General features: G+C 65.9%; 28 protein-coding genes. 16 read left to right on the top strand and 12 right to left on the bottom strand.

The window, feature by feature from the left end:
- Nucleotides 1–110: 110 nt before the first annotated feature.
- Together AKN84_RS06460 and AKN84_RS06455 are read right to left on the bottom strand one after the other, a co-directional pair.
- A complete protein-coding gene (locus tag AKN84_RS06460; RefSeq protein WP_050419913.1) occupies nt 111–1,250 on the bottom strand; it encodes an acyl-CoA dehydrogenase family protein in 1,140 nt (379 codons plus the stop codon).
- 152 nt (nt 1,251–1,402) lie between these two features.
- Nucleotides 1,403–2,587 carry an acyl-CoA dehydrogenase family protein gene (locus AKN84_RS06455; RefSeq protein ID WP_050419912.1) on the bottom strand — a complete coding sequence of 395 codons (1,185 nt, stop codon included), beginning with the start codon at nt 2,585–2,587 and terminating at the stop codon, nt 1,403–1,405.
- A 168-nt stretch (nt 2,588–2,755) separates the two neighbouring features.
- On the opposite strand from AKN84_RS06455, the gene AKN84_RS06450 reads away from it, so the two are divergent.
- A complete protein-coding gene (locus AKN84_RS06450; RefSeq protein WP_050419911.1) occupies nt 2,756–3,301 on the top strand; it encodes a carboxymuconolactone decarboxylase family protein in 546 nt (181 codons plus the stop codon).
- 137 nt (nt 3,302–3,438) lie between these two features.
- Nucleotides 3,439–3,933: a VOC family protein gene (locus tag AKN84_RS06445; protein WP_050419910.1), complete on the top strand. Its 495-nt coding sequence runs from the start codon at nt 3,439–3,441 to the stop codon at nt 3,931–3,933.
- A gap of 111 nt (nt 3,934–4,044) precedes the next feature.
- Here the strand turns inward: AKN84_RS06445 and AKN84_RS06440 are convergent, their stop codons facing one another.
- The 3 genes from AKN84_RS06440 to AKN84_RS06430 form a co-directional block, all read right to left on the bottom strand.
- Nucleotides 4,045–5,262, bottom strand: a complete 1,218-nt coding sequence (locus AKN84_RS06440; RefSeq protein ID WP_050419909.1) for an MFS transporter — start codon at nt 5,260–5,262, stop codon at nt 4,045–4,047.
- Between the two features lie 169 nt (nt 5,263–5,431).
- A complete protein-coding gene (locus tag AKN84_RS06435; protein WP_050420003.1) occupies nt 5,432–6,676 on the bottom strand; it encodes an MFS transporter in 1,245 nt (414 codons plus the stop codon).
- A gap of 299 nt (nt 6,677–6,975) precedes the next feature.
- Nucleotides 6,976–7,473, bottom strand: a complete 498-nt coding sequence (locus AKN84_RS06430) for a type II toxin-antitoxin system HicB family antitoxin (protein ID WP_050419908.1) — start codon at nt 7,471–7,473, stop codon at nt 6,976–6,978.
- A gap of 76 nt (nt 7,474–7,549) precedes the next feature.
- Here AKN84_RS06430 and AKN84_RS06425 point away from each other — a divergent pair, with 76 nt between their 5' ends.
- Entirely contained in the window at nt 7,550–8,422 is an 873-nt protein-coding gene (locus AKN84_RS06425) for a protein-L-isoaspartate O-methyltransferase family protein (RefSeq protein ID WP_050419907.1), read from the top strand.
- Here the strand turns inward: AKN84_RS06425 and AKN84_RS06420 are convergent.
- Nucleotides 8,419–9,102: a DUF938 domain-containing protein gene (locus AKN84_RS06420; RefSeq protein ID WP_050419906.1), complete on the bottom strand. Its 684-nt coding sequence runs from the start codon at nt 9,100–9,102 to the stop codon at nt 8,419–8,421. The two genes, AKN84_RS06425 and AKN84_RS06420, sit on opposite strands and share 4 nt — an antisense overlap.
- Nucleotides 9,103–9,514: 412 nt before the next feature.
- Here AKN84_RS06420 and soxX point away from each other — a divergent pair, with 412 nt between their 5' ends.
- The 9 genes from soxX to AKN84_RS06375 all read left to right on the top strand — a co-directional run bounded on the left by soxX (nt 9,515) and on the right by AKN84_RS06375 (nt 15,954).
- Nucleotides 9,515–9,805 (top strand): sulfur oxidation c-type cytochrome SoxX, encoded by a 291-nt coding sequence (soxX, locus tag AKN84_RS06415; RefSeq protein ID WP_050420002.1) that lies wholly within the window; start codon nt 9,515–9,517, stop codon nt 9,803–9,805.
- A gap of 32 nt (nt 9,806–9,837) precedes the next feature.
- On the top strand, nt 9,838–10,332 hold the full coding sequence (gene soxY / locus AKN84_RS06410; RefSeq protein WP_050419905.1) for a thiosulfate oxidation carrier protein SoxY: 495 nt from the start codon (nt 9,838–9,840) through the stop codon (nt 10,330–10,332).
- A gap of 22 nt (nt 10,333–10,354) precedes the next feature.
- A complete protein-coding gene (gene soxZ / locus AKN84_RS06405) occupies nt 10,355–10,666 on the top strand; it encodes a thiosulfate oxidation carrier complex protein SoxZ (RefSeq protein ID WP_050419904.1) in 312 nt (103 codons plus the stop codon).
- On the top strand, nt 10,663–11,520 hold the full coding sequence (gene soxA, locus AKN84_RS06400; RefSeq protein ID WP_050419903.1) for a sulfur oxidation c-type cytochrome SoxA: 858 nt from the start codon (nt 10,663–10,665) through the stop codon (nt 11,518–11,520). Before soxZ ends, soxA begins: the two co-directional genes overlap by 4 nt.
- Nucleotides 11,517–11,831, top strand: coding sequence for a hypothetical protein (locus AKN84_RS06395; RefSeq protein WP_050419902.1), 315 nt, complete (start codon nt 11,517–11,519; stop codon nt 11,829–11,831). The genes soxA and AKN84_RS06395 overlap by 4 nt, the downstream gene beginning before the upstream one ends.
- A gap of 34 nt (nt 11,832–11,865) precedes the next feature.
- Complete coding sequence (gene soxB / locus AKN84_RS06390) at nt 11,866–13,614, top strand: thiosulfohydrolase SoxB (RefSeq protein WP_050420001.1); 1,749 nt, start codon at nt 11,866–11,868, stop codon at nt 13,612–13,614.
- Nucleotides 13,611–14,066 (top strand): DsrE family protein, encoded by a 456-nt coding sequence (locus AKN84_RS06385; RefSeq protein ID WP_050419901.1) that lies wholly within the window; start codon nt 13,611–13,613, stop codon nt 14,064–14,066. The genes soxB and AKN84_RS06385 overlap by 4 nt, the downstream gene beginning before the upstream one ends.
- Before the next feature lie 127 nt (nt 14,067–14,193).
- Entirely contained in the window at nt 14,194–14,637 is a 444-nt protein-coding gene (locus tag AKN84_RS06380) for a DsrE family protein (protein WP_050419900.1), read from the top strand.
- Between the two features lie 276 nt (nt 14,638–14,913).
- On the top strand, nt 14,914–15,954 hold the full coding sequence (locus tag AKN84_RS06375) for an MBL fold metallo-hydrolase (protein ID WP_050419899.1): 1,041 nt from the start codon (nt 14,914–14,916) through the stop codon (nt 15,952–15,954).
- Nucleotides 15,955–16,157: 203 nt separating this feature from the next.
- Here the strand turns inward: AKN84_RS06375 and AKN84_RS06370 are convergent, their stop codons facing one another.
- The 3 genes from AKN84_RS06370 to AKN84_RS06360 all read right to left on the bottom strand — a co-directional run bounded on the left by AKN84_RS06370 (nt 16,158) and on the right by AKN84_RS06360 (nt 18,986).
- Entirely contained in the window at nt 16,158–16,949 is a 792-nt protein-coding gene (locus AKN84_RS06370) for an ABC transporter substrate-binding protein (protein ID WP_193399633.1), read from the bottom strand.
- A 223-nt stretch (nt 16,950–17,172) separates the two neighbouring features.
- On the bottom strand, nt 17,173–17,946 hold the full coding sequence (locus AKN84_RS06365) for an ABC transporter ATP-binding protein (RefSeq protein ID WP_050419898.1): 774 nt from the start codon (nt 17,944–17,946) through the stop codon (nt 17,173–17,175).
- The gene (locus tag AKN84_RS06360; RefSeq protein WP_050419897.1) at nt 17,943–18,986 is read right to left on the bottom strand and encodes a FecCD family ABC transporter permease; all 1,044 of its coding nucleotides are present in this window, start codon (nt 18,984–18,986) and stop codon (nt 17,943–17,945) included. Before AKN84_RS06360 ends, AKN84_RS06365 begins: the two co-directional genes overlap by 4 nt.
- A gap of 185 nt (nt 18,987–19,171) precedes the next feature.
- Here AKN84_RS06360 and AKN84_RS47975 point away from each other — a divergent pair, with 185 nt between their 5' ends.
- Nucleotides 19,172–19,345 (top strand): hypothetical protein, encoded by a 174-nt coding sequence (locus AKN84_RS47975; RefSeq protein WP_167351836.1) that lies wholly within the window; start codon nt 19,172–19,174, stop codon nt 19,343–19,345.
- Nucleotides 19,346–19,449: 104 nt separating this feature from the next.
- Here AKN84_RS47975 and AKN84_RS06355 read toward each other — a convergent pair whose 3' ends face one another.
- Entirely contained in the window at nt 19,450–20,739 is a 1,290-nt protein-coding gene (locus AKN84_RS06355; RefSeq protein ID WP_050419896.1) for an ATP-grasp domain-containing protein, read from the bottom strand.
- Between the two features lie 226 nt (nt 20,740–20,965).
- Here AKN84_RS06355 and AKN84_RS06350 point away from each other — a divergent pair, with 226 nt between their 5' ends.
- Together AKN84_RS06350 and AKN84_RS06345 are read left to right on the top strand one after the other, a co-directional pair.
- Nucleotides 20,966–22,192, top strand: a complete 1,227-nt coding sequence (locus AKN84_RS06350) for an MFS transporter (protein WP_050419895.1) — start codon at nt 20,966–20,968, stop codon at nt 22,190–22,192.
- 134 nt (nt 22,193–22,326) lie between these two features.
- Entirely contained in the window at nt 22,327–22,515 is a 189-nt protein-coding gene (locus tag AKN84_RS06345) for a hypothetical protein (RefSeq protein ID WP_050419894.1), read from the top strand.
- A gap of 72 nt (nt 22,516–22,587) precedes the next feature.
- On the opposite strand, the gene AKN84_RS06340 is transcribed toward AKN84_RS06345, so the two are convergent.
- Nucleotides 22,588–24,156: a CYTH and CHAD domain-containing protein gene (locus tag AKN84_RS06340; RefSeq protein WP_050419893.1), complete on the bottom strand. Its 1,569-nt coding sequence runs from the start codon at nt 24,154–24,156 to the stop codon at nt 22,588–22,590.
- 125 nt (nt 24,157–24,281) lie between these two features.
- The gene (locus AKN84_RS06335) at nt 24,282–24,824 is read right to left on the bottom strand and encodes a MarR family winged helix-turn-helix transcriptional regulator (protein ID WP_050419892.1); all 543 of its coding nucleotides are present in this window, start codon (nt 24,822–24,824) and stop codon (nt 24,282–24,284) included.
- A gap of 79 nt (nt 24,825–24,903) precedes the next feature.
- On the opposite strand from AKN84_RS06335, the gene AKN84_RS06330 reads away from it, so the two are divergent.
- Nucleotides 24,904–26,712 (top strand): chloride channel protein, encoded by a 1,809-nt coding sequence (locus tag AKN84_RS06330; protein WP_050419891.1) that lies wholly within the window; start codon nt 24,904–24,906, stop codon nt 26,710–26,712.
- Nucleotides 26,713–26,778: the final 66 nt, after the last annotated feature.

Genomic DNA, 26,778 nt, shown 5'->3' with positions numbered 1-26,778 from the left:
GGCTTCTCGGCTTACACACGACCGTCTCTGGAATACTGGATCGCCCGGTCGAGCCGGGCGATGACAGCGCGTTACGTGGCGACAGCGTTACGCGGCGCTGACGCGTCGGCTCAATAGCCCTTGCCGCTCGCCAGCTGGTCGGTGTGGAAATTGCTGTCGCCGAACAGTTCCTGGCAGACGCGGGCGCGCTTCATGAAGAAGCCGATGTCGAACTGGTCGGTCATGCCCATGCCGCCATGCATCTGCACGCCCTCCTGCACGGCGAGCGTGGCAGTGGTGCCAGCGCGCGCTTTTGCCACCGCGACTGCGGTGGCGGCCTTCTCGGCATCCGTATCGAGCGCCTGCAGTGCCTTCAGGACGGCGGCGCGGGTGATCTCGATATCGATGTAGAGCTGGGCGGCACGATGCTGCAGCGCCTGGAATTCGCCGATCGCCTTGCCGAACTGCTTGCGCTCCTTGAGATACGTCACGGTGCGGCCGAACACCTCGTCGGAGAGGCCGACCATCTCGGATGCAACCGCGCCGCGGCCGATATTGAGCACGCCCTCGAGCAGCCCAAAGCCCTGATCGACCTCACCGAGCACACCGTCGGCGTTGACCTCGACATTGTCGAACACGATGCGCGCCGCATTGTGCGAATCGACCATCGCGGTGCGCTCGACCGCGAGGCCTTTGGCCTTGGGATCGACCAGGAACAGCGTCAACCCGTTCTTGTCACCGGCGCTGCCCGCCGAACGCGCCGCGACTATCAGAAGATCTGCGGTGTGGCCATCGACCACGAAGGCCTTGTCGCCGGACAGCTTGAAGCCGTTTCCGGCGCGCGTCGCCTGCAATTTGGTCTGCAGCGGACGGTGCTTGGCGCCCTCATCGATCGCGAGCGCTGCGAGCAGCGAGCCGTCGGCGATCTTGGGCAGATGCTGCGCCTTCTGCGCTTCGCTGCCGCCGCGCGACAGCGCCGATGCGGCGAGCACCGAGGTCGCAAGGAACGGCGACGGCATCAAGGTGCGGCCGATCTCCTCCATCACGATGCCGGCCTCGACGCAGCCGAGCCCGCTGCCGCCGAACTGATCCGGCACCAACAGGCCGGAGAAGCCCATCTCGGCAAAGGTTGTCCAGAGCTCGCGCGAGAAGCCGGTGGTGTCCTTGGCATCGCGCAGGCCGCGCAGATGCGCCACCGGCGCCTTGTCGCTGATGAGACCGCGCGCACTGTCGCGCAGCATGGATTGTTCTTCGGTGAGGACGAGGGCCATGGAGAATCCGATCTAACGTTCTAAGCAGAAAATTTCCGAGTTCGTCATTCCGGGGCGATGCGACAGCATCGAACCCGGAATCTCGAGGTTCACGGTGCGGAACCGCGCTCCAGGGTTCGCCGCGGCGCGATGCCCCGGAACGACGGCAGCAGCTACGCCCCCGGCAGATCGAGGATGCGCTTGGCGACGATGCCGAGCATCACCTCCGAGGTGCCGCCCTCGATCGAGTTGGCCTTGGTGCGCAGCCAGGCGCGCGGGCGGGCGCCGCCCCGGGAGCGGTCGCTCTCCCATTCCAGCGCGTCGATGCCGCCGGCCGACATCAGGATCTCGTAGCGGCGCTTGTTGAGCTCGGTGCCGTAATATTTCATCGCCGAGGAGAACGCCGGGTGCGATTGCCCGGCCTTGGCGAGATCGACCGCGCGCTCCGCGGCCGCGGCGAGCGCCGCCTCGTCGACCTCGAAGTTCGCGATCTGGCTGCGTAGCTGCGCGTCGTCGAGCCGCCCTTGCGCATCCGCGCCGACCGAGTCGGCCGCGATCTGGCCAAGCGGACGGCCGACGCCGCGCTCGCCCATGCCCGAGATCATCGCTCGCTCGTGCTGCAACAGGTACTTCGCGACATCCCAGCCGCGATTGACGGTGCCGACGACATGCGACTTCGGCACCCGGACATTGTCGAAGAAGGTTTCGCAGAACGGCGAATAGCCTGAGATCAGCAGGATCGGCTTGGTCGATACGCCCTTCGAGGTCATATCGAACAGGATGAAGCTGATGCCGTCGTGCTTCTTCGCAGCCGGATCGGTGCGGACCAAGCAGAAGATCCAGTCAGCGTAGTTGGCGTAGGAGGTCCAGATCTTCTGGCCGTTGATGATGTAGTCGTCGCCGTCGCCGACCGCGCGGGTCTGCAGCGAGGCGAGGTCGGAGCCGGCGTTCGGCTCGGAATAGCCCTGGCACCAGCGGATCAGGCCCGCGGTGATCTTCGGCAGATGCTCCCTCTTCTGCTCCTCGGTGCCGTATTTCAGCAGCGCCGGTCCGAGCATCGAGATGCCGAACGAGGTCAGCGGCTGACGCGCGCCGATCGCCGCCATCTCCTGGCGCAGGATCTTGGCTTCCTCGCCGTCGAGGCCGCCACCGCCATATTCCTTCGGCCAATGCGGCACGGTCCAGCCCTTGTCGCGCATCCGCTCGAACCAGACCCGCTGCGCGTCCGACGAGAATTTCGCGTTGCGGCCACCCCAGAAGGTGTCGCCATCCGAGGTCATCGGTTTGCGCATCTCGGCCGGGCAGTTCTGCTCCAGCCAGGCGCGGGTCTCTGCGCGGAATTTCTCGAGGTCAGCCATGGTGCGTTTCCAGTCAATATCGACGAATTGGATTCGACCTTAGACCTACGCAGCCGCCGAATTCAATATGCCTCGCGGCCGCGCCATGCTCTGGCGTCGCTACTCAGCTTGCGCGATCGGGTGTATCGCCGAGATGGGGTAACGATTGAAAAACAAGAGGAAACGGACATGCGGCTGAAGCTGCTTTCGCCTAGCGAAATGAACGCCGCCCAGAAAGAAACCTACGACGAGTCGATCGCCGGCAAGCGCGGCGCGCCACCGGCGCCGATGATGGCCTGGCTGAACAGCCCGGAGATGGCACGGCATGCCACCCGGCTCGGCGAGGTCTTGCGCTTCGACACGATCTTTCCGCCAAAGCTGTCGGAGATCGCGATCCTGGTCACCGCGCGGCACTGGACCGCACATTACGAATGGTATGCCCACAAGCGGCTCGCGCTGAAGGGCGGCCTCGACCCGAAGATCATCGAGGACATTCGCGTGCGCCGGACGCCGACCTTCGACGATCCCAAGGCCAGGGTGATCTACGACGTCGCCAGGGCGCTGCACGAAGGTCACGGCCTGCCCAAGGGGCTGTATGACGAGGCGGTCGAGGTGCTGAGCCAGCGCGGCCTGGTCGAGGTGATCGGGCTCTGCGGCTACTACACCATGGTGTCGATGACGCTGAACACGTTCGAGTTCCAGCTGCCCGGCGGCGAGCTGTCGGAGCTCTGCTAGACCCCCGGCGGACCGTGGCATCATCCGGAAACGCTGCGTTTCCGGATGGATCGCTCCGGCCCCGGCAAATCCGGACTATATCAGGAGGAGAAGCCTTGCCCCTGATGGCACGGCATTGATGCCAACGGAGCCCGGTCATGCCAGAGAATCCTCCCATCGTCGCGGGCACGCGGATCGGGCATGTCCACCTCAAGGTCGCCGATCTCGAGCGGGCGCTCGGCTTCTATTGCGGCGTGCTCGGCTTCGAGCTGCAGCAGCGACTGGGAACGGATGCGGCCTTCATTTCCGCCGGCGGCTATCACCACCACATCGGCCTCAACACCTGGGAGAGCAAGGGCGGCCGTCCCCCGCCGCCCGGCACCACCGGCCTGTTCCACACCGCCATTCTCTATCCGAGCCGCCCGGCGCTCGCCGATGCGCTGCATCGGGTGCTGTCGGCCGGCATCCAGCTCGATGGCGCCAGCGACCACGGCGTCAGCCAGGCGCTGTACCTGCGCGATCCCGACGAGAACGGCGTCGAGCTCTATTGGGACCGGCCCGAAGCCGAGTGGCCGCGCAGCGCCGACGGCAAGCTTGCGATGTTCACGCGTCGGCTGGACCTGGAGGAATTGCTGAAGCAGCGGGTGGCGTAATTCCGCGTTCCGGACAATTTCGTAGCCCGGATGCAGCGGAGCGAAATCCGGGGTTCACTCCACGAGGCAATACCGTTCCCGGATTTCGCTGCGCTTCATCCGGGCTACTTGCTACTTCGTTCCCTTCGTCATGATCGTCACCGCCGCGATCAGTTCGAGGCCGATGCAGCCGTAGAACGGCAGCGTGTAGCTGCCGGAGAGATCGTGCAGCAGCCCGATCACACCGGGACCGAACGCGTAGGTGATCTGGTTGATCGCGGTGATCAGGCTGACCAGCACGCCGAATGCGCGCGGGTCGAATTCGCGCTGCACGATCAGCGCCGGCAGCGTGATCAGATTGCCGACCGAGAAGCCGAACAGCGCGCAGGCGGCGATCTGCACGATATCGTTGTGTACGTTGATGATCAGAGCGAGCGCGATCGCCTGGCTGACAAAGGACAGCGCCGATGCAAGGCGCTGGTTGAGCTGGTCGATCACGAAAGAAAAGGAGACGCGGCCGACCACGGCCATCGCGGTCAACAGCGCCATCGCCACCGTCGCACGCTCGCGGCCGATCACCTGGTCGAGATACGCGATCAGGTGCACGATGAAGCCGACCTGGGCGAACAGCACCAGCGCGAAGGCGATCGAGACCGAGAGGAAGCGGATGTCGCGCAGCGCCCGCGCACGGATCTGGGTCGCCGACGGCGCATCGGCCGCGGCTGAAGTGACCGCGTGCAGATGCATCGGCGGCTGCCCGACGAAGAGCATGATCACCGGCACCATCACCACGATCAGCAGCCCCGCCGCCGCGATCATCGCGCCGGAGAAGCCGAACGTGCCGATCCCCGCCACCAGTAGCGGCACGCCGGCGATGCCGCCGAAGCTCGCGCCGTTCAGCGCCAGGCTGATCGCCATGCCGCGCTTCTTGTCGAACCAGAGGCCGAGCGTGTTGGTGATGATGCCGAGGCTGGTGCCGGCCCAGCCGAACGCCAGCAGCGCATCGGCGAGATAGAGCTGCCACGGCGCGCGCACCTCGCCGATCGCAACCGCCGCGATCGCCATCGCGAAGCAGCCTGCGATCAGGCAGAGGCGCGCGCCGAACGCCTTGATCGCCTCGCTGACGAAGGCCACCAGCGCGGCGCCGAACAGATAGAAGAAGGTGGTGCCCGACGAGATCAGCGACGCCGGCCAGCCGTGCAGCTTGTGCAGCTCGGCGACATAGACGCTCTGCCCATAGAAGCCCAGTCCCCAGCCGAAGGTCGCAAGCAGGAAGCAGACGGCGACGATGCGCCAACCTTCGTAACCGAGCGTGGATTCGTCAGTTCGCGTGGGTGAGGATGCGTCCATTTCTTGCTCTTGCTTCCGACATCGTCATGACCGGATTAATCCGTTCTCACGATGTAAGGAGCCGCGCAAGCCGGTCACTTCGAAGCCGATCGAAATGTCAGCAATTGGCAGCAGGACTCTTTTGGGCATGTTCTTGCGGAAAACCGCGACACACTTTTCCGGAACATGCCTAGATGCTTGGGTCCGGGATTTCTTCCACCGCGCGCAATTTCGCGCGCCGCTTGGCGAATGACGCGAGCGACAGCACGGCAAGGCCGAGCAGCACCGGCGGGAACACCACCCAGTTGACGGCATTCCAGCCGTAATGCGCGAGCAGCTGGCCCGACGAGAACGAGCCGATCGCCATCATGCCGAACACCAGGAAATCGTTGAACGCCTGCACCTTGTTGCGCTCCTGCGGCCGGTGCGTTTCCAGCACCAGCGCGGAGGCGCCGACGAACGCAAAATTCCAGCCGACGCCGAGCACGAACAGCGTGGCCCAGAAGTGCGGCGCCGTGATGCCCGACAGCCCGATCATCGCGGCCACCGCCTCCAGCACGAGCCCGAGCGCGACGATGCGCGGTGCGCCGAACCGCGCGATCAGCGAGCCGGTGAAGAAGCTCGGGCCATACATCGCCACGATGTGCCACTGGATGCCGAAATTGGAATCGCTGACCGTGAGCCCGCACATCTTCATGGCGAGCGGCGCCGAGGTCATCACCAGGTTCATCATCGGATAGGCGATCACGCCGCACAGCGCCGCCGCGATAAAGCGCGGCTGCCTGGCGATCTCGAGCAGGGGACGGCCGCCATGCAGATCCGCCGCCGCGGGCTTCGGCGCGTCGACGCCCGAGAGCACCGCCATCGCCACCAGCGCGACCAGCGCCTGCATCACGAAGGAGAACGCGAACAGATAGGGCGGCCAGATGTCCATGGTCCATTGCACGAGCTGCGGCCCGAGCACGCCGGCGAACACGCCGCCGGCCATCACCCACGACACCGCCTTGGGCCGGAACGCGATGCTGGCGCCATCGGCCGCGGCAAAGCGATAGGACTGCGCGACGGCGCCGTAGAGCCCGCCGAGGAAGGTGGCGCCGCAGAACAGCCAGAACGACGAGTGCAGGATCGCGAAGGCGCCGAGCGCGCCGGTCAGCGTGCCGCAGAAGGTGCCGACGATGAAGGCGACGCGCCGTCCATAGGCGCGCGAGATCGCGCCGGTCGGCAGCGTGCCGGCGGCGAGCCCGAGCACATACATCGAGAGCGGCGCCGTCGCGAGCGAGATATCGGGCGCCAGCGACGCGCCGACGATCGAGCCGGTGGCGAAGATCACGGCCGAATTGGCCCCGGTCAGCGCCTGCGCCGCCGCAAGCCGCCACACATTGCCGCGCGCCCGCGCGTCGTCGCTCGCCTCATCCGCAGCTGTCACGTCGATCATCGGCATTCCCGCATGGAAGCCCCGGCGGGAGCCTCCAAATCGCGCGCACTATGGAGAGCGGGTGCGTGCCGATCAACCGGCGCAAACGGACGAAGGCCATGCGGGAGGCGCACGAGAGATCGCTCCGCACGCGATGGAAAGACAGGCGCCCTTATCAACCCCGTCATCCTGAGGAGCCCGCACAGCGGGCGTCTCGAAGGATGCACGGCCACCAGCCGGGCCGTCGACCCTTCGAGACGGCCGCTGCGCGGCCTCCTCAGGGTGACGGAGATGGAGTTGGAGCGTGAGAGGCAGACGCCCTACCGCGCCGGCTTCTTGCCCGGCCGCTTCTCGGCGCGCAGCGCGCCGGTCTTGTGCACCTTCGAGCGCGGCACGATCGGGGCGCCGCGCGGATAGCCGCCCGGCCATTCGAGCGCGAGCGAGCTCGCAAACCCGAAGAAGCTCGAACGACTCATGCCGAGCTCGGCGGCGCGCTTGTCGATCCGCGTGATCAGGCTTTTCGGCAGATAAACATTGACGCGCTCGGACGGATCGGGCGGATCGACGCCGACCATGAAGAAGGCGGCGACGTCGGAGCCCTTCGGCGGCACGATCCGCTCGATCGGCGTCGGCTCCGGCAGCGCGTGGCCCTGCTCGACCCAGCCATCCACCGCCTGGGCCAGCGCATGCTCGGCACGCTCGATCGCCTCTTCCTGCGACTTGCCGCCGGCAACGCAGCCGGGAAAATCCGGGAACCATGCCCCGAACGCGCCGCGCGGACCGCGCTCCAGCACGGCCGGATAAAGCCGTCTCTTCATTGTGGCCTCCGTCGTCGAGGTATGCTATTTCACACACCTCGGTGTGTCAAATAACACATTGGGAGGGAGCACCGCGATGGACCCCCAAGCCGAACTCCGCATCGTCCGCAGAGCCTATGCCAAGCAGATCACGGCCGCCGCCAATGTCGTCGATCCGCGACTGACCGCAGCCTTCGCCGCCATTCCGCGCGAGGACTTCGTCGGCCCCGGGCCATGGCTGATGCTGAGGTGGTGGAGCCGCGACTATGTGCCGACGCCCGATGCCGATCCGGTCTATCTCTACACCAACGATCTGGTCGCGTTGCTGCCCGAGCGCCGCCTCAACAACGGCCAGCCCTCGCTGCACGCCTATCTCATGCATCAGGCCGCGCCCGCCAGCGGCGAACACGTGGTGCATATCGGAACCGGCACCGGCTACTACACCGCGATCCTCGCGCATCTGGTCGGGCCGTCCGGGCGCGTCACTGGGATCGAATACGACGTGGAGCTTGCAGCACGCGCCCGCGCCAATCTCAGAGCTTACGCCAATGTCGAGATCATCCAGGGTGACGGCACGCTGGTGTCGTTCGGATCAGCCGACGTGATCTATGTCAACGCCGGCTGCACCCGGCCTGCCGCCCGATGGCTCGACGGCCTTGCCGACGGCGGCCGCCTGATCCTGCCGCTGACGTCGGATGATGGATTCAAGGGCGGCGCGCCCGAGCAGGTGGCGCGATCCGGCGCCGTGTTCCGGATCCGGCGCGAGGGCGCAGGCTATCGGGCCGCCTGGATATCACCGGTCGCGATCATTCCCTGCGACGGCGGCCGCGACCAAGCGTCCGAGCAGGCATTGGCCGAAGCCCTCGCCCGCGGCGGCTGGCAGAAGGTGACGCAGCTTTATCGTGACGCTGAGCTTCCCGACGAGCGCTGCTGGCTGCGCGGCGACGGGTGGTGTTTGGCTTACGATTAAACGCCGCCCTTCCGCACGAACATCAGGATCATGTTGTTGGCCGGCATCTCGAAGCTGCCTGCGAGCTTCAACCCGACGCTCTCCGCAAGCGCCTCGACATCAGCGATGTCGCGCACGCCCCATTCGGCATCGCGCTCGCGCAACGAGGTGTCGAACACGGCATTGCTGAGCGCGGTGTGCTTGCCGTCGCGCTTGAATGGGCCGTAGAGGAACAGCCGGCCATCGGCGCGCAGATGCCGCGCGGCGCCGGCGAACAGGCCTTCGGCGACGCGCCACGGCGCGATGTGGATCACATTGGCGCAGAAGATCGCGAGCAGCTTGTCCGGACCTTTGCCGTCCGACGGCGCCGGCGACCAGGCCGGGTCGGACAGATCGATCGGGTGCGGCGGCCGGATGTTGGCAAGGGCGGCATGCGCGCGCCAGGCCTCGATACTGCGCAGATGCGCGGCATGGAGGTCGCTCGGCCACCAGGTGATGTCGGGCGTCTGGCCGGCGAAATAGACCACATGCTGGCCGGTGCCGCTGCCGGCCTCCAGCACGTCGCCGAATTGGCCGGCGAGGTAATTCTTCAGGACCGCCCAGATCGGTTGGTGATTGCGGTGGAACGCCGCCGCGTCGAGCCGCCCGTCCGCCTCGACCGGGCTGCCGTCCTTGCCGAACTCCACCACGAACTCCGCCACCGCGCTTCTCCTTGTAACCGCTTCTAGATCAGGCCGCTCCTATCGGCAAAACCGGAACCGGCTCGCCGACATTGCCTGGTCCGTCATCCCCGCGCAAAGGCTTCGCCTTTGTCGCTGGAGGCGCGAGCTCTCGCGAGCCTCGAAGGATGCACGGCCACCAGCCGGGCCGTCCATCCTTCGAGACGCGCTACGCGCTCCTCAGGATGATGGATCTGATCATGCCCCTGCGGACCACCACGCTTCCATTAACCCCGTCGCAACGCGCCTATTCTCCGTGTTGCCAGCCGATGGCCTTTGTGCTTTCCACTCTTTATATTGCCATGGGATCATCGAGATTGAAGCCCGGGAAACGTCCTTGATCGCCACTTTCTCCAAGCCAGCCTTCGTCCTGGCGCTGCTGGCGGGCATTGCCATGGCCATGCCCGCGCAAGCCCAGTCCGCCGCCGAGGGCCAAACGCTCGCCTTCGACCGCGGCAAGGGCAATTGCCTGACCTGCCACGTCATCAAGGGCGGCGACCTGCCCGGCACGATCGGCCCCGAATTGACCGGCCTCAAGGCGAAATACAGCCGCGACGAACTGATCGCGATCGTGACCGATGAGACCAAGCGCAATCCGCAGACCGTGATGCCGCCGTTCGGCCGAAACCGGATTCTGAGCGAGAAGGAAATCAACGCGGTGGTGGACTTCCTGCAGACGCTGTGACGCGGCGACATCAGCTTGAGGAGATTCTTTCGATGAACATCACGACCAGCGAATTTCTTGCGAACCGCCGCCTGGTGCTGAAGGGCGCGGGTATCGCCGCGCTGATCGGCCTTGGCGTCATTCCGTTCGACGTGCCGCGGGCGCTCGCCGCCGCCAACGACAAATATCCGGAAGAGGCGTTCAAGCAGAAGAACGAGGCCGACGCGATCAAGGCGCTCTATGGCAAGACCGCCGAGACCTCGGACAAGGTCAAGATGGACGCGCCCGAGATCGCCGAGAACGGCGCTGTGGTGCCGATCTCGGCCACCACGACGCTATCAGACGTCACCTCGATCTCGTTCCTGGTGAGCGAGAACCCGATCTCGCTGATCGCCTCCTACAAGATTCCGGCCGGCACGCTGCCGAGCGTCGCCAACCGCATCAAGATGGCCAAGACCAGCAACGTCACCGTGATCGTCGAGGCCGGCGGCAAGCTCTACAGCGCAAGCAAGGAAATCAAGGTCACCGTCGGCGGCTGCGGCGGCTGAGTTCAATCAAGGGACAATCAAGATGGCATCGAGCATTCGCGTGCGCGCCACCTCGAACGGCGACACCACCGAGGTGCAGGCGCTGATCCAGCATCCGATGGATTCCGGCTTCGTCAAGGACGCCAAGGGCGAGATCATCCCGCCGCATTTCATCCAGGTGCTGACCTTCGAATATGACGGCAAGCCGGTGTTCGTCGCCGACTGGGGCGGCGGCGTCTCCAAGGACCCCTATGTCAAGTTCGCCTTCAAGGGCGGCAAGAAGGGCGACGATCTCAAGGTCAGCTGGGTCGACAACAAGGGCGCGACCGACACCACCACGGCGAAGATTCAATGACGGCGCGCCTCGCAATCCGCGCCGCGATCGCCTCGCTCGTGCTCGGCATGCTGGCGTGTGCACCGGCGCGCGCGGCCGACAGCATCGATCCCGCCGCCGACAAGGCCGCGTTCCAGAAATTCTTCACCACCAAATTCCCCAAGCTGAAGCTCGAAGATTTCGTCAACGGTCCCTATTCGATGAATGAGGACCTGCACAAGCAGTGGGAGGAGAAGGAGCAGTTTCCGCCCTACGAGTTCTCGCTCGAGGCCGGCAAGGAGATGTTCTCGACGCCGTTCAAGAACGGCAAGACCTACGCCGACTGCTTCCCGAACAAGGGCATCGGCATCCGCCAGAACTATCCCTATTTCGACGAGAAGGAAGGCAAGGTCGTCACGCTCGAACTCGCGCTCAACCGCTGCCGCGAGGCCAATGGCGAGGCGCCGTTCTCCTATGTGAAGGACGATATGGCGGCGCTCACCGCCTACATGGCCTTCACCTCGCGCGGCAAGCCGATGGACATCAAGATCCCGAACGATCCGCGCGCGCTTCAGGCCTACCAGAAGGGCAAGGAGTATTTCTACACCCGCCGCGGCCAGCTCAATTTCTCCTGCGCCACCTGCCACATCCAGAGCCCGGGCGAACGGATCCGCGCCGAGGTGCTGGCGCCGGCACTCGGCATCCTGAACGCGATGCCGATCTACCGCTCGGAATGGAGCGGCATGGGCACGACCAGCCGCCGCTTCACCACCTGCAACAGCCAGATCCGCGGCGTGCCGCTCGACCCGCAGGACGACGAATACCGCGACCTCGAATATTATCTGTCCTATGTCAGCAACGGCCTGCCGATTTCGGGTCCGGGAGCACGGCCATGAGGGCTGCCGTCAGAGCGATCTTCGCAGCGTCAGCCGTGCTGCTCGCAACTGCAACCGGCGCCCTTGCCGCCTCCGAGGCCGACTACAAGGCGGCGTATGCCGCGGCTGAGGCCGCCAACAAGGAAGCCGGCAATCTCCGCAACCAGTGGACCACCACGGCTTCGACGCTCGCCGCCGCAAAAAAGGCCGGTGAGGCTGGTGATTTCGACACCGCAGTCGCCCAGGCCAAGGAGGCCGAGGCGCTGGCAAAGGCATCGATCTTTCAGGCCACCAGCGAAAAGGAACGCTGGAAGGACATGGAAGTTCGTTAAAGGCGCGCAGGCCAGGGGCCGCGCGGAGAGAATGATGATCATCCGCCGCCGGGATTTCCTGAGAGCTTCGGCCGCCGCGACGCTCGTGGCCGGCCTGCCCCGCCTCGCGCGCAGCGCCGATACCGCCAGCGTCTACGACCTCGAGCGCTTCGGCAACGCCCGCATCCTGCATCTGACCGACACCCATGCGCAGCTGAAGCCGGTGTTCTTCCGCGAACCCGGCGTCAATATCGGCGTCGGCGCGATGGCCGGCCAGCCGCCGCATCTGGTCGGCAAGGCGTTCCTCGACCGCTTCGGCATCCGGCCGGACAGCGCCGATGCCTATGCCTTTACCTGCGTCGAGTTCGAGAAGGCCGCCAGCCGCTTCGGCCGGCTCGGTGGCTTTGCCCATCTGAAGACGCTGGTCGACAAGCTGCGCGCCGATGTCGGCGAGAAGCGCTCGATCCTGCTCGACGGCGGTGACCTCTGGCAGGGCACCGGCCTTGCCAATGCGATGAACGGCGCCGACATGGTGGAGGCCGCCAATCTGCTCGGCATCGAGGCGATGACCGGGCATTGGGAATTCACCTATGGCGAGCAGGTGCTGCGCGACAATCTCTCCCGCTTCAAGGGCGAGTTCCTGGCGCAGAACGTGTTCCTGACCGAGGAAGCCGCGTTCAACGACGCCAAGGCGTTCGATCCGGCCTCGGGGCGGGTGTTCAAGCCGTCGATCATCAAGGAGATCGGCGGCCATCGCGTCGCGATCATCGGCCAGGCCTTCCCCTATGTGCCGATCGCACATCCCAAGCGCTTCACGCCGGACTGGAAGTTCGGCATCCGCGACGACGAGCTGCAAAAGCTCGTCGACGGCCATCGCAATAATGACAAGGTCGACGCGGTGATCCTGCTGTCGCATAACGGCATGGACGTCGACCTCAAGCTCGCCGGCCGCGTCACCGGAATCGACGTCATTCTCGGCGGCCACACCCATGACGCGATCCCGATCCCGATCACCGTGACCAATGCCGGCGGCGTCACGCTGGTCACCAATGCCGGCTCCAACGGCAAGTTCATCGGCGTGCTCGATCTCGATCTCGCCAAGGGCAAGGTCGCCAATATCCGCTACCGCCTGCTGCCGGTTTTCGCCGAGCTGTTGAAGCCCGATCCGGCGATGCAGGCGCTGATCGACAAGATGCGCGATCCGCATCTCGACGAATGGAGCGACAAGCTCGGCACCGCCGACCGCCTGCTTTACCGCCGCGGCAATTTCTCCGGCACCGTCGACCAATTGATCTGCGATGCGCTGCTGAACGAGCTCAACGCCGAAATCGCGCTGTCGCCGGGCTTCCGCTGGGGCCTCACCACGCTGGCCGGCCAGCCGCTGACCATGGAAGACGTGCTGTCGGAGACCGCGATCACCTATCCCGAGACCTACGTCGCGACGATGACCGGCAGCCAGATCAAGGACGTGCTGGAAGACGTCTGCGACAATCTGTTCAACGCCGATCCCTATTACCAGCAGGGCGGCGACATGGTCCGCGTCGGCGGCCTCGCCTACACCTGCACGCCCGGCGAGAGCGTCGGCAAGCGCATCTCCGAGCTGAAGCTCGGCAACGGCAAGCATATCGAGGCCGCCAAGCACTACAAGGTCGCGGGCTGGGCCTCGGTCAATCAGCAGAGCGGCGCACCGATCTGGGATGTCGTTGCCAGGCATCTGCGCGCCGGCCGGCCGCCGAACCGCAACGAGCCCGGCGTGACGCTGAAAGGCGTCGACGACAATTTGGGCATTGCGAGGCACGGATGACGCGGCGCGCGCTCATCGCGGCACTCGGCCTTGCGGCGATCGCGCTGGCGACGCCGCTCGCCCGCGCCCAGCTTGCGCCGCTGCAGGACAAGCCGTTCGCCGAGCACAGGGTCGTGCTGCAGCTCTCCGACAACGACGCGAAGAAGCAGGGCCTCGTCCTCAGCGTCGCCAGCAATCTGATGAAGCACTACGACCCGGACAAGGTCGCGGTCGAGATCGTCGCCTTCGGCCCGGGCATCGACTTGCTCAAGCCGGACAATGCCAACCGCAAGCTGGTCGAGAGCCTGGTCGCGCAGGGCGCACGGGTAGACATCTGCCTCAACACCGTCGACACGATCGAGCGCGACACCGGCAAGCGGCCGGACTACATCGCCGCCGCCACCCCCGTGCAGGTCGGCGTCGCGCAGATCTTGCTGTTGACCGAGAACGGCTACACGCTGGTGAGGCCGTAACCCTCCGCGTCATTGCGAGCGAAGCGAAGCAATCCATGCTTTTGCCGCAGGGACAGAATGGATTGCTTCGTCGCTTCGCTCCTCGCAATGACGAGGTGACAGCGGAGCCTCTTCAAGTGAGCTTCCCATGCTTCGCCGTCTCGCCACCGCCGCGCTGCTTTCGCTCGCCCTCGCAGCGAGCGCATTCGCCGCCGACAAGCCGCACCGCATCGCGATCCAGGTCGACCAGAACGATCCGCAGGTCATGAATCTCGCGCTCAACAACGCGACCAACGTGATCGAATACTATCGTGCAAAGAACGAGGACGTGGAGATCGATATCGTCGCCTACGGCCCCGGCCTGCATATGCTGCGCAGCGATACCTCGCCGGTGCAGGACCGCATCAGGCGGCTCAAGGATTTCGTCTTCCCCGGCAAGATCCAGTTCTCCGCCTGCGGCAACACCAGGCAGGGCATGGAGAAGGCCGAAGGCCACGCCATATCAGCCGTCCCCGACGCCACCATCGTACCGTCGGGTGTGGTGCATCTGATGGAGCTGCAGGAACAGGGCTGGAGTTACGTGAGGCCGTAGGCGCCCAAGACCATAACCCGTCATCCTGAGGAGCCCGCGCAGCGGGCGTCTCGAAGGATGCACGGCCCCACTGCCTCCGCACGCTGATAGCCTCGCGGAAAGAGCCGGGCCGTCGACCCTTCGAGACGCGCTGCTACGCAGCCTCCTCAGGGTGACGGGGGACAGGGTTTGGGGTGACGGGGACAGGGGGGTACGGGGATGGATTTGCTTTGAATGCACCCTATCTATGGAATAATATCCTCCCTACGACTCGACCCGGAGAACAGGTAAGCCGTCATGATCTTTCGCCAGCTCTTCGACAGCGTGTCCGGCACCTACAGCTATCTGCTCGCGAGCCGCGCCGGCGGCGAGGCGTTGATCCTCGACCCCGTGCTGGAGAAGGCCGACCGCTACTGCAAGCTGCTGCAGGAGCTCGACCTCCGGCTTGTGAAAGCCGTCGATACCCACCTGCATGCCGACCACGTCACCGGCCTCGGCGAGCTGCGCGACCGCACCCAATGCATCACCATCATGGGCGAGCAGAGCAAGGCCGACGTGGTGTCGATGCGCGTCTCCGACGGCGACAGAGTGACGATCGAGGGCCTCTGCCTGGAGGCGATGTACACGCCCGGCCACACCGACGATTCGTATAGCTACCTGATGGGCGACCGCGTCTTCACCGGCGACACGCTGTTGATCCGCGGCACCGGCCGCACCGATTTCCAGAACGGCAGCGCGCGGGCGCAGTACGATTCGATCTTCAACCGCCTGCTCAAGCTGCCCGAGGAAACGATGGTGTTCCCCGCGCATGACTACAAGGGCGACACCGTCTCCACCATCGGCGAGGAGAAGCGCCACAATCCGCGGCTGCAGGTGAAATCGATCGACGACTATGTCGAGCTGATGAACAACCTCAACCTGCCGAACCCGAAGCTGATGGATGTCGTGGTGCCCGCCAACATGCACGTCGGCCTGCACCAGGACGAGCTCGCCAAGGAAGGCCTCGCGCTCAATGCGCGCGACGCCATCGCAAGCCTCGGCCGGCCCGATATCCTGCTGGTCGATTTGCGCGAGAGCGCTGAACGCGCCAAGCACGGCACGCTCGCCGGCGCCATGCACGCGCCCTATCCCCAGATTTGCGCCACCTTGCAGCCCGGCGGCATGCTGCGCGAGGTCGCCGCCGCGACCGGCCGCCGCGTCGTGTTCTTCTGCGCCTTCGGCGAGCGTTCCGCGATGGCGGTGGCCGCCGCGAAGAAGGCGGGGCTGGCGAACACAGCGCATATCGAAGGCGGCATCGACGCCTGGAAGAAGGCCGGCGGGCCCGTGGTGATGGGATAGGCGCCCGGCCGTTAGACACGCGAAAATATGAGACCGTCACCCTGAGGTGCGAGCCTTGCGGCGCAATTGCGCCGCTGGGCGAGCCTCGAAGGGCGACGGCCCGGCTCCATCCGCGAACTCCTGGAAACATACGGGCCGTGCATCCTTCGAGACGCGCTGCGCGCTCCTCAGGATGACGGGACTTGGACCGCGGATTTAACGATCTACCGCGTCACCCGCTTGAGCTCCTCCGACAACCGATCCAGCGCATCCGCCAGCATCACGCCGCCGCACACCGTCAGCCGCTCCGGTAGCACGATGCGCTTGCCTTCCGGATAGAAGCGCTCCAGCGCCGGATGCAGCAGGAAGGCGCGGCCTTCATCCTCGGCGCGATCGCCGGCCTCCGACACCAGGATGAAATCCGGCCGCAGCTTCACGATCGCCTCCAGCGACGCAAACCCGCCCGCGCCGAGGCCGAGCTCGCCGGCCGCATTGGTCAGGCCGGTTGCCGCCATCAGCGAGCTGATGAGGCTGCTGTCACCGGAAACAAAGCCGCGGCGCTCCACCGGCAGCACGCGATAGTGATGCGCGCTCGCCACCGCCCGCGCACGGGCGATCGCCGCATCGAGGCGTGCGATCTCGGCCCGCGCGCGATCCGGATGCTGCACCACATCGCCCATCGCGCGAATCTGCTCGCTCACCTCGTCCAGCGTGCGCGGCACGGTGAACTCGACGAGGTGCAGCCCGTGGGCCCTCAAGAGATCGCGCGTCGCGCGCTTGTCGAACAGGCTGACGACGACGATGTCGGGCTTGAGCAGTAGCACGTCTTCAGCACCGCCGGACAGAAGCGGAAAGTTTCGCGCCTTTTCGGCGGCCCAGGATTGCCAGCCATCGCGCGAAAAGCGGCTGAGGCCGAGGATCTGGTCCGGGTCGGCCAGCGACAGCACGAGCTGGTCGCTGCAGACATTCATCGAGACGATGCGCGGTCCGGCGGCGGAGGCGATGCTGGCAGACATCGCCCAAGTCAGAAGCGAGAACACCAAAGCGCGGCGAAACGAAGCTCGATGCCCGCGGCGCTGGAACTGCGCCCCCTCTCCCGCTTGCGGGGGAGGGCTGCGGTGGGGGTTCTCTCCGCGAATCGCATTGTGGAGAGAGCCCCACCCGCATCGCATCTTTGATGCGATGCGACCTCCCCCGCAAGCGGGAGAGGTGCAGCGAGTTCGTGGCAACGCCACATCATCAAACGTCCGCCCACGGCACGATAACCGCTTCGCGCTGGAACTCGGCGCGATAGGCGCGAACCCGGAACACGCTGGCGAGGACGGCTTCCGACAGCGCCGCATCAGGCGCGCCCTGCGCCGCCAGCCGCCCCTCCGACAACACCAGCACGTGATCGGCAAATCGCGCCGCGAGCCCGAGATCATGGGTCACCACGACGACCAGCACGCCGGTGTCGGCGACGTTGCGCAGCTTCTGCATCACATCGATCTGGTGGCGCGGATCGAGCGAGGCGGTCGGCTCGTCGGCGAGGATCACCGGCGCCTCCACTGCGAGCACCCGGGCCAGCGCAACGCGGCTGCGCTCGCCGCCGGAGAGCTCGGTGACGCGGCGATCGCTGAACGCTTCAACGTCGACGGCCTGCATCGCCCGCAGCACCGCCTCGACATCCTTCGGTGACAGCCGCGCCGGATCGGTCGCGCCATGCGGATAGCGGCCGAGCGCGACGATGTCGCGCGCCGGCAACGGCCAGTGCACCATGTGGCCCTGCGGAAGATAGGCGAAGCGCTTGGCGCGCTCGCGCAGCGGCAGCGACGCCAGCGCATCGCCGCCGATCCTGATGTCGCCATCGGATGCGATCAGCCCGGCCAGCGCACGCAGCAGCGTGGTCTTGCCGGCGCCGTTCGGCCCGACCAGCGCGACCAGGTGACCGGCTGCCAGCGACAGCGAGACGTCGTGCAGCACCTTGCGGCTGCCGAGCGAAGCGTTGAGCGCGGTGGCGGTAAGCAGCGTCATGCCACGCCTCCGCCGAGCGCGCGGCGTTCGCGCATGATGAGGTAAAGGAAGAACGGCACGCCGATGATCGACGTCAGCACGCCGACCTTGATGTCCGAGGTCGAAGGGATGATGCGCACCGCGATATCGGCGGCAAGCAGCAGCGCCGCGCCGGTGAGCGCGCTCGGCACCAGCAGCCGTGCCGGATCGTGGCCGATCAGCGGGCGCATCAGATGCGGCGCGACGAGGCCGATGAAGCCGATCGTGCCCGTCACCGCGACCGCGCCGCCGACGCCGAGCGCAACGCCGGTGATCACGAGGAGCCGCAGCCGGGCGACATCGACACCGAGGCTTTGTGCCGCCTCCTCGCCGAGCGTCAGCGCGCGGAAGGCGCTGGCGTGGCTGAGCAGGATCGCCGCGCCCGCGATGATGAAAGGCAGCGCCAGCGCGACGTGCTGGAAGCTGCGGTCCTCCAGCGAGCCGAGCAGCCAGAACGCGATCTCCAGCACCACAAACGGATTGCTCGAGAGGTTCATCACCAGCGCCGTCGCAGCTCCCGCAAAGCTCGAGATCGCGAGCCCCGCGAGGATCAGGATCAGCAGCCCGGCATTGCGGCCGGCGATCGCGAGCAGCGCGAACACCGAGCCGAACGCGGCGATGATCGCCACCACAGGCAGCGCGTAGGAGCGCACATCGGCGAGGCCCAGCGCGATCACCAGCACCGCGCCGAATGCCGCCGATTGCGGCGCGCCGAACAGCGATGGTGAGGCCAGCGGATTGCGTAGCAGGCCCTGCAATGCCGCACCCGATAGCCCGAGAATACCGCCGATCGCGAACGCCAGAATGGTACGCGGCAGGCGGATCTCGCGCACGATCACCTGCGCCACGTCGCTGCCGGCGCCGAACAGCGCTTCGATCACCGCAAGCGGCGACAGCCGCACCGGCCCGATGCCGAGCGAGAGCACACATAGCAGCACCACGAGCGCGAGCAGCGCCGCGGTGGCGCTCCACCGGCGCCGCGCCGCGACCTCGGCCGCCAAGGCAAAATCCTGCACGCTCATTGGATCCATGCTCTTACAGCGATCGCAGTGGCAGACAAGCGACACTCGACAAAAACCGTGACCGGCGCGATAGCCTGAGCTACCGGCGCGGCGGGTGTGACGCGCCGCGCCTCCTCTCACATTACATGCGCGCGCAAACTGGAGTAGTGTTGCGGCAGCTGATTTGACCCTCGCAGGGGAAACGCATGGCCAAGGCCGGGAAGCAGAGCAAGGGCGGAGCCAAGATCAACGACAAGACCGACGACAAGGCAAAAAAGCCTTCGCCGCCCGCAGCGTCACAGGACGACGATTATTACGAGGATGGCGACATCGCCACGCCGAAGCTCGACCGCTACGGCAATGACGACGAGCCGTTGTAGGGGTTTCCACGATGTCGTCCTGGCGAAAGCCAGGACCCATTACCCCTGAAGCGCTCTATTGGGTAAGGTGCCGCCCCAGCGTGCCGCAAAACCTGCGGCGGTGGTTATGGGTCCTGGCTTTCGCCAGGACGACTAGCTGAGAGACCGAGCAAAAATTGCTCGCTCTCGATCGTCCTGATACTCCCGCGATCGAGCAGATGTGCGCCGAAGCCGCCGCGGGCCAGCGATGCGGCGATCGGCGGTGAGGCCAGCAGCAGCGCGGCCGTCATCCCAAGCGGCACGGCGCTGAGCCAATCGAGCCGCACCGGCGTCAACTCCTCGGTGCTTCCTCGATAGAGGCCTTCGCCCGCGGCGATGCGGCCGCATTCCCTGATCAGGTCGCGCCGCGTGCCGTCGCGCGATGCGTTGCCGAGCAGCGCCTGCATGGCGAGATGCGTTCGCACGCCGGCGCGGCTCTCGGCCAGCGGCGCCGGCGTCTCGCCGAGCGAGACGCGCAGCAAGAGGTCGACCAGATCGGTGCCCGACTGGTACGCATTCATGGGCTCGACCAGCCGCGGATTGCAGTCGATCAACAGCGGCGTCGCACTGTCGAGCGGCATGATGACGTCGACCGAGAGCGCGCCGTGCCAGCCGAGATGCGCACCGATCCTCTCGAGCGCGGCGCGGATCGCCGGCCGGCTCACGCTCTCCTTGATCGCCTCGCCGCCGCCGACGCCGGCCGCAATCTGCCGGTAGGCGTGGAAGCCGATGAGCGTGCCGCGGCAGAACACCGACTGCGCCTTCTCGACCGTGCCGGTGATGAGGTCCTGCACCAGCACCTCGCCGGCAAGATCGCCTGAAGATTCGAGGTCGTAGAGCGCCCTGTTGAGATCGCCGGCATCGCGCACGAACCAGACGCCGCGGCTCGCGGTGCCGACCGAGGTCTTGACCACGGATGGAAACCGAAGGCCGTCGCGCAGCTCGTCGGCCGAGCGCACGATCCGGGTCGGCGGCTGCGGCAGGCCGAGCTGATCGAGCAGCCGGCTGAAGCCGGCCTTGCTGTGCACGGCGCGATAGACGGCGAAATCCGGCAGCGCGACGCCGGCATGCGATGCCAGCCGCGCCGCGGCACGGGCGAACAGAAAGCCCTGCTCATGGGTCGGCAGCAGCACATCGAAACGCCGCGACGCCAGCAGCCGCTCCACGAAACGCAGGTAGCCGGCCGGATCGGTCCGCAGCGGCGGACAATGGTGGTATTTGCGGACGAAGCGGGAATAGCGCGCCAGGCACCAGCGCGAGGGGTCGCAGACCTCGACGTGATGGCCGGCCAGTCCCAGGATCGTGATCGTCTCGCGGCCGGAGGTGCTGGAGCCCTCCGACACCAGCACGCGGAGCGGCTTCTTGGCGTCGATCATGGCCGATCATCACCGCACCGCCGCACTTTGTCGCCGCCTTTAATGCCGCATGTGTCGATCCGGCACGCCCGCGCCGGGGGCAGCCATGCGCCTGCGTTCATGGACAATTAGCGGCCAGCCTCTATTTTCGGGCGGCCCTGCCGGGTGTTGCTTTCATTTGACGCGTTTCCTTCACGCGAACCACCCACTTCGCTCGAAAACGCTATGGAATAGGGTTGTATCAGCAATGGTCGATATTCTGGCCGCACCGCAGCAAGCGAAAGCCGACAGCGCGCTGCGCACGCTGACCGGGATTTCGGTCGCCCATTGGGTCAGCCACTTCCATATCTTCGTGCTGCCGATGCTGTTCCCGTTTCTGAAGCAGCAGCTCGGCGTCGGCTATGTCGAACTTGGTTTCGCGCTGACGGTGTTTGCGGTGGTCTCGGGCCTGACCCAGGCGCCGATCGGCTACCTCGCCGACCATATCGGTGCGCGCAAGATCCTGTTGGTCGGGCTGACCGTCGGCGGCTGCGCGCTGATCGGGCTCGGCCTGCATCTGAGCTACACCTCGCTGATCGTCTGCGCCGTGCTGCTCGGCCTCGCCAACAGCGTCTATCATCCGGCCGATTACGCCATCCTCTCGGCCCATATGGACGAGGCGCGGATGGGCCGCGCCTTCTCGATCCACACCTTTGCCGGCTTTCTCGGCGGCGCGGTGGCGCCTGCGATCATGGCTGCTCTCGTCGCCTCGATCGGCGGCCCCGGCACGCTGATCGTGGCCGGCGCGGTGGGTCCGCTGGTGGCGCTGTTCCTGATCGTGCTCGGCATTCCCGATGCCGGCGCCAGCAAGAACAAGCCGAAGGACGATGCGGCGCCGAAGGCCAGCGTGATCACGCCGGCGCTCGTGGTGCTGACCGCGTTCTTCACGCTGCTCAGCCTGTCGACCTCGGGCATCAACAATTTCGGCGTGGTCGCGCTGATGGGCGGCTACGGCGCATCGTTCTCGACCGCCAACATCGCGCTGACCGCGTTCCTCGGCGCTAGCGCCGCGGGCGTGCTCGCCGGCGGCTATCTCGCCGACTGGACCCATCGCCACAGCCAGCTCGCCGCGGCCTGCTTCGCGGTCAATGCCGTGCTGGTGCTCCTGATCGCGCTGATGAACCTGCCGCCGGTGGCGCTCACGCTCGCGATGGGGCTCGCCGGATTCCTCGGCGGCGTGATCGCGCCGTCGCGCGACATGATGGTGCGCAACGCGGCACCTCCCGGCGCCGCTGGCCGCGCCTTCGGCATCGTCTCCACCGGCTTCAACTTCGGCGGCATCGTCAGCCCGCTGCTGTTCGGCTGGATCATGGACCAGCACATGCCGCATTGGGTGTTCGGCGCCTCGGTGGTGTTCATGGTGCTGACCGTGTTGCTGGCGCTGGTCACCGAGCGCAAGCCGCAGCAGGCTTCCGGGGTTACAATCCAGGCCTAGCGCGCGCTATCGCTCCGACCCTTGAACTGCCGACAATCGCCGTTTGTTGACGGGATTTCGCGCCCCGGCAACTGGCGCCTGCCGCCCGGGAGGATTATCCTAATTTCGACTCTTCCGAACCGGGGGAGGTTATTGTGCTTTCCGAGAAATTTTTCCTGTTTCTTGAAACGCTCATAAGCCACGCCGCCGACGACAACCCGGTCGTGGTCAGCAGCGTGCCGCATATTCCGATTGTTCAGGAAACAGCTTTGGACAGCGCTGGAGCAGACGCGTCGTTGGAGCCCGCCCTGCCCGACGACGAAGTCCGGCCTCCGACGCCCTGATGGTGCGCCGGGTTAACCGCGCGCCGACCTAACCTCAACAAGAGGCATAGCTGACGGCTGCCGCTGCCAGACTCAGCGGCCCCAAAATACGGGCGTCGTCTTGAACCGCCGCCAACTCTTGCGCAGCGTTTTCGCGACCGCGATCTGATCGCGGGCGAGCCAGCCGGCCATCGCGCCGATGCCGAGATGAAGCGCAGGCTGGTCGTCCTGCCGGATCGTATGAAGGAGCACGCGCGTGCTTCCGATGTCGCAGACCCGACCGAGACTGGTCTGCAGCCCGGCGAGCCGTTTCACGTAGCGCTTCGCCGGAGCGTTGGCGGCGTAAAGCGGCAGGAAGAACTCCGCCGCATAGCGCAACTTCTTGAGGTTGATTCTGAGATTGTGCTGCGCAGCGATATCGAGCCGCCGGAAGCGCGCGCCGCGCTTCAACGTCTTGCGATGCAATCGCTCCAGAATTCGATCAGCGAGCACCTGCATCGGTTGCGACAGCACAGCCAGCGCTTCGCTGTTGATCTCGTTGCGCCAGCCGCGGCGCTCCACCAACTGCCCCAGCGAGAGCAGGAAGCGGCTGCAACGGGGATCGGCCAGCACGCTTTGCAAGGTGCCGTAGCTCGACTTCCGACGCTGTTCGACCGCCTGACGGAGACCATCCAGGTCGATATCCGGAACTGCCTTGACCAGGCGGGCGATCGTCGTTTCCTCGAAGACGTCCCAATCCCGGGCCTGGCCGAGTTGCCGCATCAGCCATTTTGCTTCGCTGTTGACCGTCAGAAATGCCGGCGATGGAATGTCGCGCCGGAACAGCGCACAGATCGTCCGCAAGCGCCGCAACGCCACGCGCATCTGGTGCACGCCTTCGGGATCGGTCCCCTGCTCGGCCACCGCGTGATTTTTCAGCAGATGATGCCAGCAGGAGCCCACCAACAGTGCGATGACGTCGTCGACCACAAGCTCCGCGGTGATGCCTGACAACTCGGCCTTCACTGCGGATGGCGCGACATCGAACGCGAGCGCATAGCCGCGTTCCGCCTTGCTTCGCGTGCCGATCTGCAGCGGCGCCGCGTCGAGCAGCTGCGTTCCGAGATCGAACAGGACGCCGGCATTGCCGCTCTTCAGCTCGATCTCGATTTCCGACAGCACTTCCTGGCGCGAAGCGGCCTCGATCGTCCCCTCGTCGAACACGACTTCAACCGACGCATCAGGCAGATCGAGCTGTCGGGCGTGCCGGCGCACCTTCGTCTCGAAAACCGGCACCAGCGCGTCGTTGCTCAACCCCGCAACGGGATCGCCGACCTCGTCGGCGGGGAAGAGCGCCAGATCGGGGGTCATGCTCCCAACAGGCATCTCCCATTGGCGACGCATCAGGGGCTGCGCGGCATTAGGGGGAAGCTTCAGCGTCTGGATGAAGGTCTTGCCGCTGTGGCGGACGCGCAACGACATGCCATGCTGAAACAGCAGGCGCTCGGCCGTGTCGTAATACACCGTTTCCAGCCGGTGGAAGGCGCCGCGATTGCGCGCATGCTGCACGATGCAGGGTGCCTCGCGCAGTTTTTCGAGGCTTCCTTGCGGCGCAAGTAGCTTGAGTTCGACTTCCGCCTGATCGCCATGCCCGACGGCAATGGCATTGCCCGCATCGATCACGACCGGCTGCCGCTCATGTAATGGTAACGCCCCCGAAATGGTCTATGAAGGTTTCATGACAATGACAAGGCATATTCCCGTGTTGCACCGTGCATTAGCCGCGAATTGTATCGAGATTAACACGATCAAGTTGCATTTGACCGCGCACCGCTAGCCGAGGGCGAGGACGACCCATTCCGCGCGAAGCGTCGTACACGACGCATTCTTTCCGATCGTCGCGACAGGACCTGCTTCCACAGCGGCTCAATCCGCGACAGCTCATCGAGATGCACCGCAGACAGTTCGGCGAGATGATCGGCCGCAAGGCGAGTTAGTTTCAGCAGCACCCGTCGCTGGTCGGCGGGATCGAGCACGCGCTCGACGAGCCCGGCCTCGGCGAGGCGATCGACCAGCTCGACCGTGGTGTGGTGGCGAAGCCGCAGACGCTCGGCGAGGTCGCCGATCGTAACCGGGCCGCCGCCCGGATAGCCCCGGATCGCCAGCAAGGCCTGATGCTGCCGCGGCGTCAGGCCCTCGGCCTTCGCGGCATCCTGGCTGAATTCCAGAAATCGGCGGATCAGATAGCGGAATTGCGACAGCGCCTCGTAATCGGCCTGGTTGGGAACCCGTTTTCGGGCCTTGATCGGGGATTTGGCCGGCGATTTAGGGGGTCTCTTCATCGCTGCCATTCGATCTCTCTCGCTTGAAATTACATCGCAATACGATATGACGCGCGCGTCCACTTCACATGCGAGCCTTACGCCACCGATGAGCGTCATTTCCACCAAATCGAGCACAGCTGCCAAGACCAGTGCCAAGATCGGCGACAAGGCGAGCCACCTTTTGAGCGACTTCACCACCGATCCGCGCGTCGTGGTGATCTCGGCGATCGCCGTGTTCGTCTCCGCCGCCGGCGTGCTGGCCGGCGCTGGCCTGCTGGAGCTGATCAAGCTCGCCACCAACATCGCCTATTTCGGCAAGTTCAGTTTCGCCGACCTGAAATTGCAGGACTCGCCGCTTGGCCTCTGGACCGTGCTGGTGCCGGTCGCCGGCTCGCTGATCATCGGCCTGATGGCGCGCTTCGGCAGCGAGAATATCCGCGGGCACGGCATTCCGGAAGCCATCGAGGCCATCCTGCTCGGACGTTCGCGGCTCGACCCCAAGGTGGCGATCCTCAAGCCGTTGTCGTCGGCGGTGTCGATCGGCACCGGCGGCCCGTTCGGTGCCGAGGGCCCGATCATCATGACCGGCGGCGCGATCGGCTCGCTGATCGCGCAGATGCTCCCAGTGACGGACAACGAGCGCAAGACCCTGCTGGTGGCCGGCGCCGCTGCCGGCATGACCACCGTGTTCGGAACGCCGATCGCGGCGATCATGCTCGCGGTCGAAATGCTGCTGTTCGAGTGGACGCCGCGCAGCTTCATTCCCGTCACCGTCGCCGCCGTGGTGGCGGCGGTCGGGCGCAGCTTCCTGCACATGCCGGCGCCGCTGTGTCCGTTCACAGGCAGTGTCGACATCTCGGTGCTGCAGCTCGGCGCCTGGATGCTGATCGGAATCCTCTCCGGGCTGCTGTCGGGCGTGCTCACCCAGCTGGTTTACGGATTCGAGGACCTGTTCCTGAAGCTGCCGATCCACTGGATGTGGTGGCCGCTGATCGGCGGCCTGGTCGTCGGCCTTGGCGGCCTGATCGAGCCGCAGGCGCTCGGCGTCGGCTATGACAACCTCGCCTCGATGCTGAGCGGCGACGTGGTGCCGAAGGCCGCGCTATTGCTGCTCGTGGTGAAGGCCGTGATCTGGTCGGTCGCGCTCGGCTCCGGCACGTCGGGCGGCGTGCTGGCGCCGCTGCTGATCATGGGCGGCGCGATGGGCACGGCGCTGAGCGGGTATCTGCCGGCCGCGAGCCCGGGCTTCTGGGCGCTGCTGGCGATGGCGGCGACGATGGGCGGCACGATGCGCTCGCCGCTGACCGCGACCTTCTTCGCGGTCGAGCTCACCGGCAACACTCACGTGCTGCTGCCGCTGATCGCAGCCTGCTGCAGCGCGCATGGCGTCACGGTTCTCTTGATGCGGCGCTCGATCCTGACCGAGAAGGTCGCGCGGCGCGGCCATCATCTGGTGCGCGAGTATCGTGTCGATCCCTTCGCGCTGACGCGTGTGCGCGATGTCATGACCAAGGCAGTCGAGAGCGTCTCCGACACCATGACGCTGCACGGCGCGGCAGCCTTCCTGACCAACCCGAAGACCGGTCACCCGAGCTTCCCGGTCGTCGGCGCCAACCATCACGTGCTCGGGGTGATCGACCCGCCCTCCGTGCTGCGCTGGCGCCGCGCCGGCAAGCATCGCACCGCGACGCTCAAGCAGCTGCTGGCGGGCAGCAAGATCACGGTCGCCTATCCGGATGAATATCTCGACCGGCTCGCCGACCGCCTGATGCAGGTCAACGTCTCGCATTTGCCCGTGATCTCGCGCGAGGACCAGCGCCTGGTCGGCTATATCGGCTGGAAGGACCTGATGCGCGTGCGCGCCAGGCTGCAGGCCGAGGAAACCCAGAAGACGGCGTTCTTCGGCGCGCGATAGACCGCGGCGGCTAGCCTGGCGGAACAAATTTCCGCCGGGCGGCAACGCCAGAGCGCGCAGAACTGC

Origin of the sequence: Bradyrhizobium tropiciagri (genome assembly GCF_001189845.1) — a bacterium.
Taxonomy (GTDB): Bacteria; Pseudomonadota; Alphaproteobacteria; order Rhizobiales; family Xanthobacteraceae; genus Bradyrhizobium; species Bradyrhizobium tropiciagri.
Note: the sequence above shows the minus strand (reverse complement) of the source record. Positions and strands in the feature narration are given on the sequence as shown.

What these genes read in the sequence shown, in the direction of transcription:
- AKN84_RS06350 (WP_050419895.1), top strand. Translation starts at nt 20,966, where the DNA reads ATGGTCGATATTCTGGCCGCACCGCAGCAAGCGAAAGCCGACAGCGCG.
- soxZ (WP_050419904.1), top strand. Translation starts at nt 10,355, where the DNA reads ATGGCATCGAGCATTCGCGTGCGCGCCACCTCGAACGGCGACACCACC.
- AKN84_RS06330 (WP_050419891.1), top strand. Translation starts at nt 24,904, where the DNA reads ATGAGCGTCATTTCCACCAAATCGAGCACAGCTGCCAAGACCAGTGCC.
- AKN84_RS06395 (WP_050419902.1), top strand. Translation starts at nt 11,517, where the DNA reads ATGAGGGCTGCCGTCAGAGCGATCTTCGCAGCGTCAGCCGTGCTGCTC.
- AKN84_RS06450 (WP_050419911.1), top strand. Translation starts at nt 2,756, where the DNA reads ATGCGGCTGAAGCTGCTTTCGCCTAGCGAAATGAACGCCGCCCAGAAA.
- AKN84_RS06440 (WP_050419909.1), bottom strand. Translation starts at nt 5,262, where the DNA reads ATGGACGCATCCTCACCCACGCGAACTGACGAATCCACGCTCGGTTAC.
- AKN84_RS06375 (WP_050419899.1), top strand. Translation starts at nt 14,914, where the DNA reads ATGATCTTTCGCCAGCTCTTCGACAGCGTGTCCGGCACCTACAGCTAT.
- AKN84_RS06430 (WP_050419908.1), bottom strand. Translation starts at nt 7,473, where the DNA reads ATGAAGAGACGGCTTTATCCGGCCGTGCTGGAGCGCGGTCCGCGCGGC.
- AKN84_RS06335 (WP_050419892.1), bottom strand. Translation starts at nt 24,824, where the DNA reads ATGGCAGCGATGAAGAGACCCCCTAAATCGCCGGCCAAATCCCCGATC.
- AKN84_RS06435 (WP_050420003.1), bottom strand. Translation starts at nt 6,676, where the DNA reads ATGATCGACGTGACAGCTGCGGATGAGGCGAGCGACGACGCGCGGGCG.
- AKN84_RS06360 (WP_050419897.1), bottom strand. Translation starts at nt 18,986, where the DNA reads ATGAGCGTGCAGGATTTTGCCTTGGCGGCCGAGGTCGCGGCGCGGCGC.
- AKN84_RS06460 (WP_050419913.1), bottom strand. Translation starts at nt 1,250, where the DNA reads ATGGCCCTCGTCCTCACCGAAGAACAATCCATGCTGCGCGACAGTGCG.
- soxB (WP_050420001.1), top strand. Translation starts at nt 11,866, where the DNA reads ATGATCATCCGCCGCCGGGATTTCCTGAGAGCTTCGGCCGCCGCGACG.
- AKN84_RS06380 (WP_050419900.1), top strand. Translation starts at nt 14,194, where the DNA reads ATGCTTCGCCGTCTCGCCACCGCCGCGCTGCTTTCGCTCGCCCTCGCA.
- AKN84_RS06355 (WP_050419896.1), bottom strand. Translation starts at nt 20,739, where the DNA reads ATGATCGACGCCAAGAAGCCGCTCCGCGTGCTGGTGTCGGAGGGCTCC.
- AKN84_RS06455 (WP_050419912.1), bottom strand. Translation starts at nt 2,587, where the DNA reads ATGGCTGACCTCGAGAAATTCCGCGCAGAGACCCGCGCCTGGCTGGAG.
- AKN84_RS06425 (WP_050419907.1), top strand. Translation starts at nt 7,550, where the DNA reads ATGGACCCCCAAGCCGAACTCCGCATCGTCCGCAGAGCCTATGCCAAG.
- AKN84_RS06365 (WP_050419898.1), bottom strand. Translation starts at nt 17,946, where the DNA reads ATGACGCTGCTTACCGCCACCGCGCTCAACGCTTCGCTCGGCAGCCGC.
- AKN84_RS06445 (WP_050419910.1), top strand. Translation starts at nt 3,439, where the DNA reads ATGCCAGAGAATCCTCCCATCGTCGCGGGCACGCGGATCGGGCATGTC.
- soxA (WP_050419903.1), top strand. Translation starts at nt 10,663, where the DNA reads ATGACGGCGCGCCTCGCAATCCGCGCCGCGATCGCCTCGCTCGTGCTC.
- AKN84_RS47975 (WP_167351836.1), top strand. Translation starts at nt 19,172, where the DNA reads ATGGCCAAGGCCGGGAAGCAGAGCAAGGGCGGAGCCAAGATCAACGAC.
- soxY (WP_050419905.1), top strand. Translation starts at nt 9,838, where the DNA reads ATGAACATCACGACCAGCGAATTTCTTGCGAACCGCCGCCTGGTGCTG.
- AKN84_RS06370 (WP_193399633.1), bottom strand. Translation starts at nt 16,949, where the DNA reads ATGTCTGCCAGCATCGCCTCCGCCGCCGGACCGCGCATCGTCTCGATG.
- AKN84_RS06385 (WP_050419901.1), top strand. Translation starts at nt 13,611, where the DNA reads ATGACGCGGCGCGCGCTCATCGCGGCACTCGGCCTTGCGGCGATCGCG.
- soxX (WP_050420002.1), top strand. Translation starts at nt 9,515, where the DNA reads ATGGCCATGCCCGCGCAAGCCCAGTCCGCCGCCGAGGGCCAAACGCTC.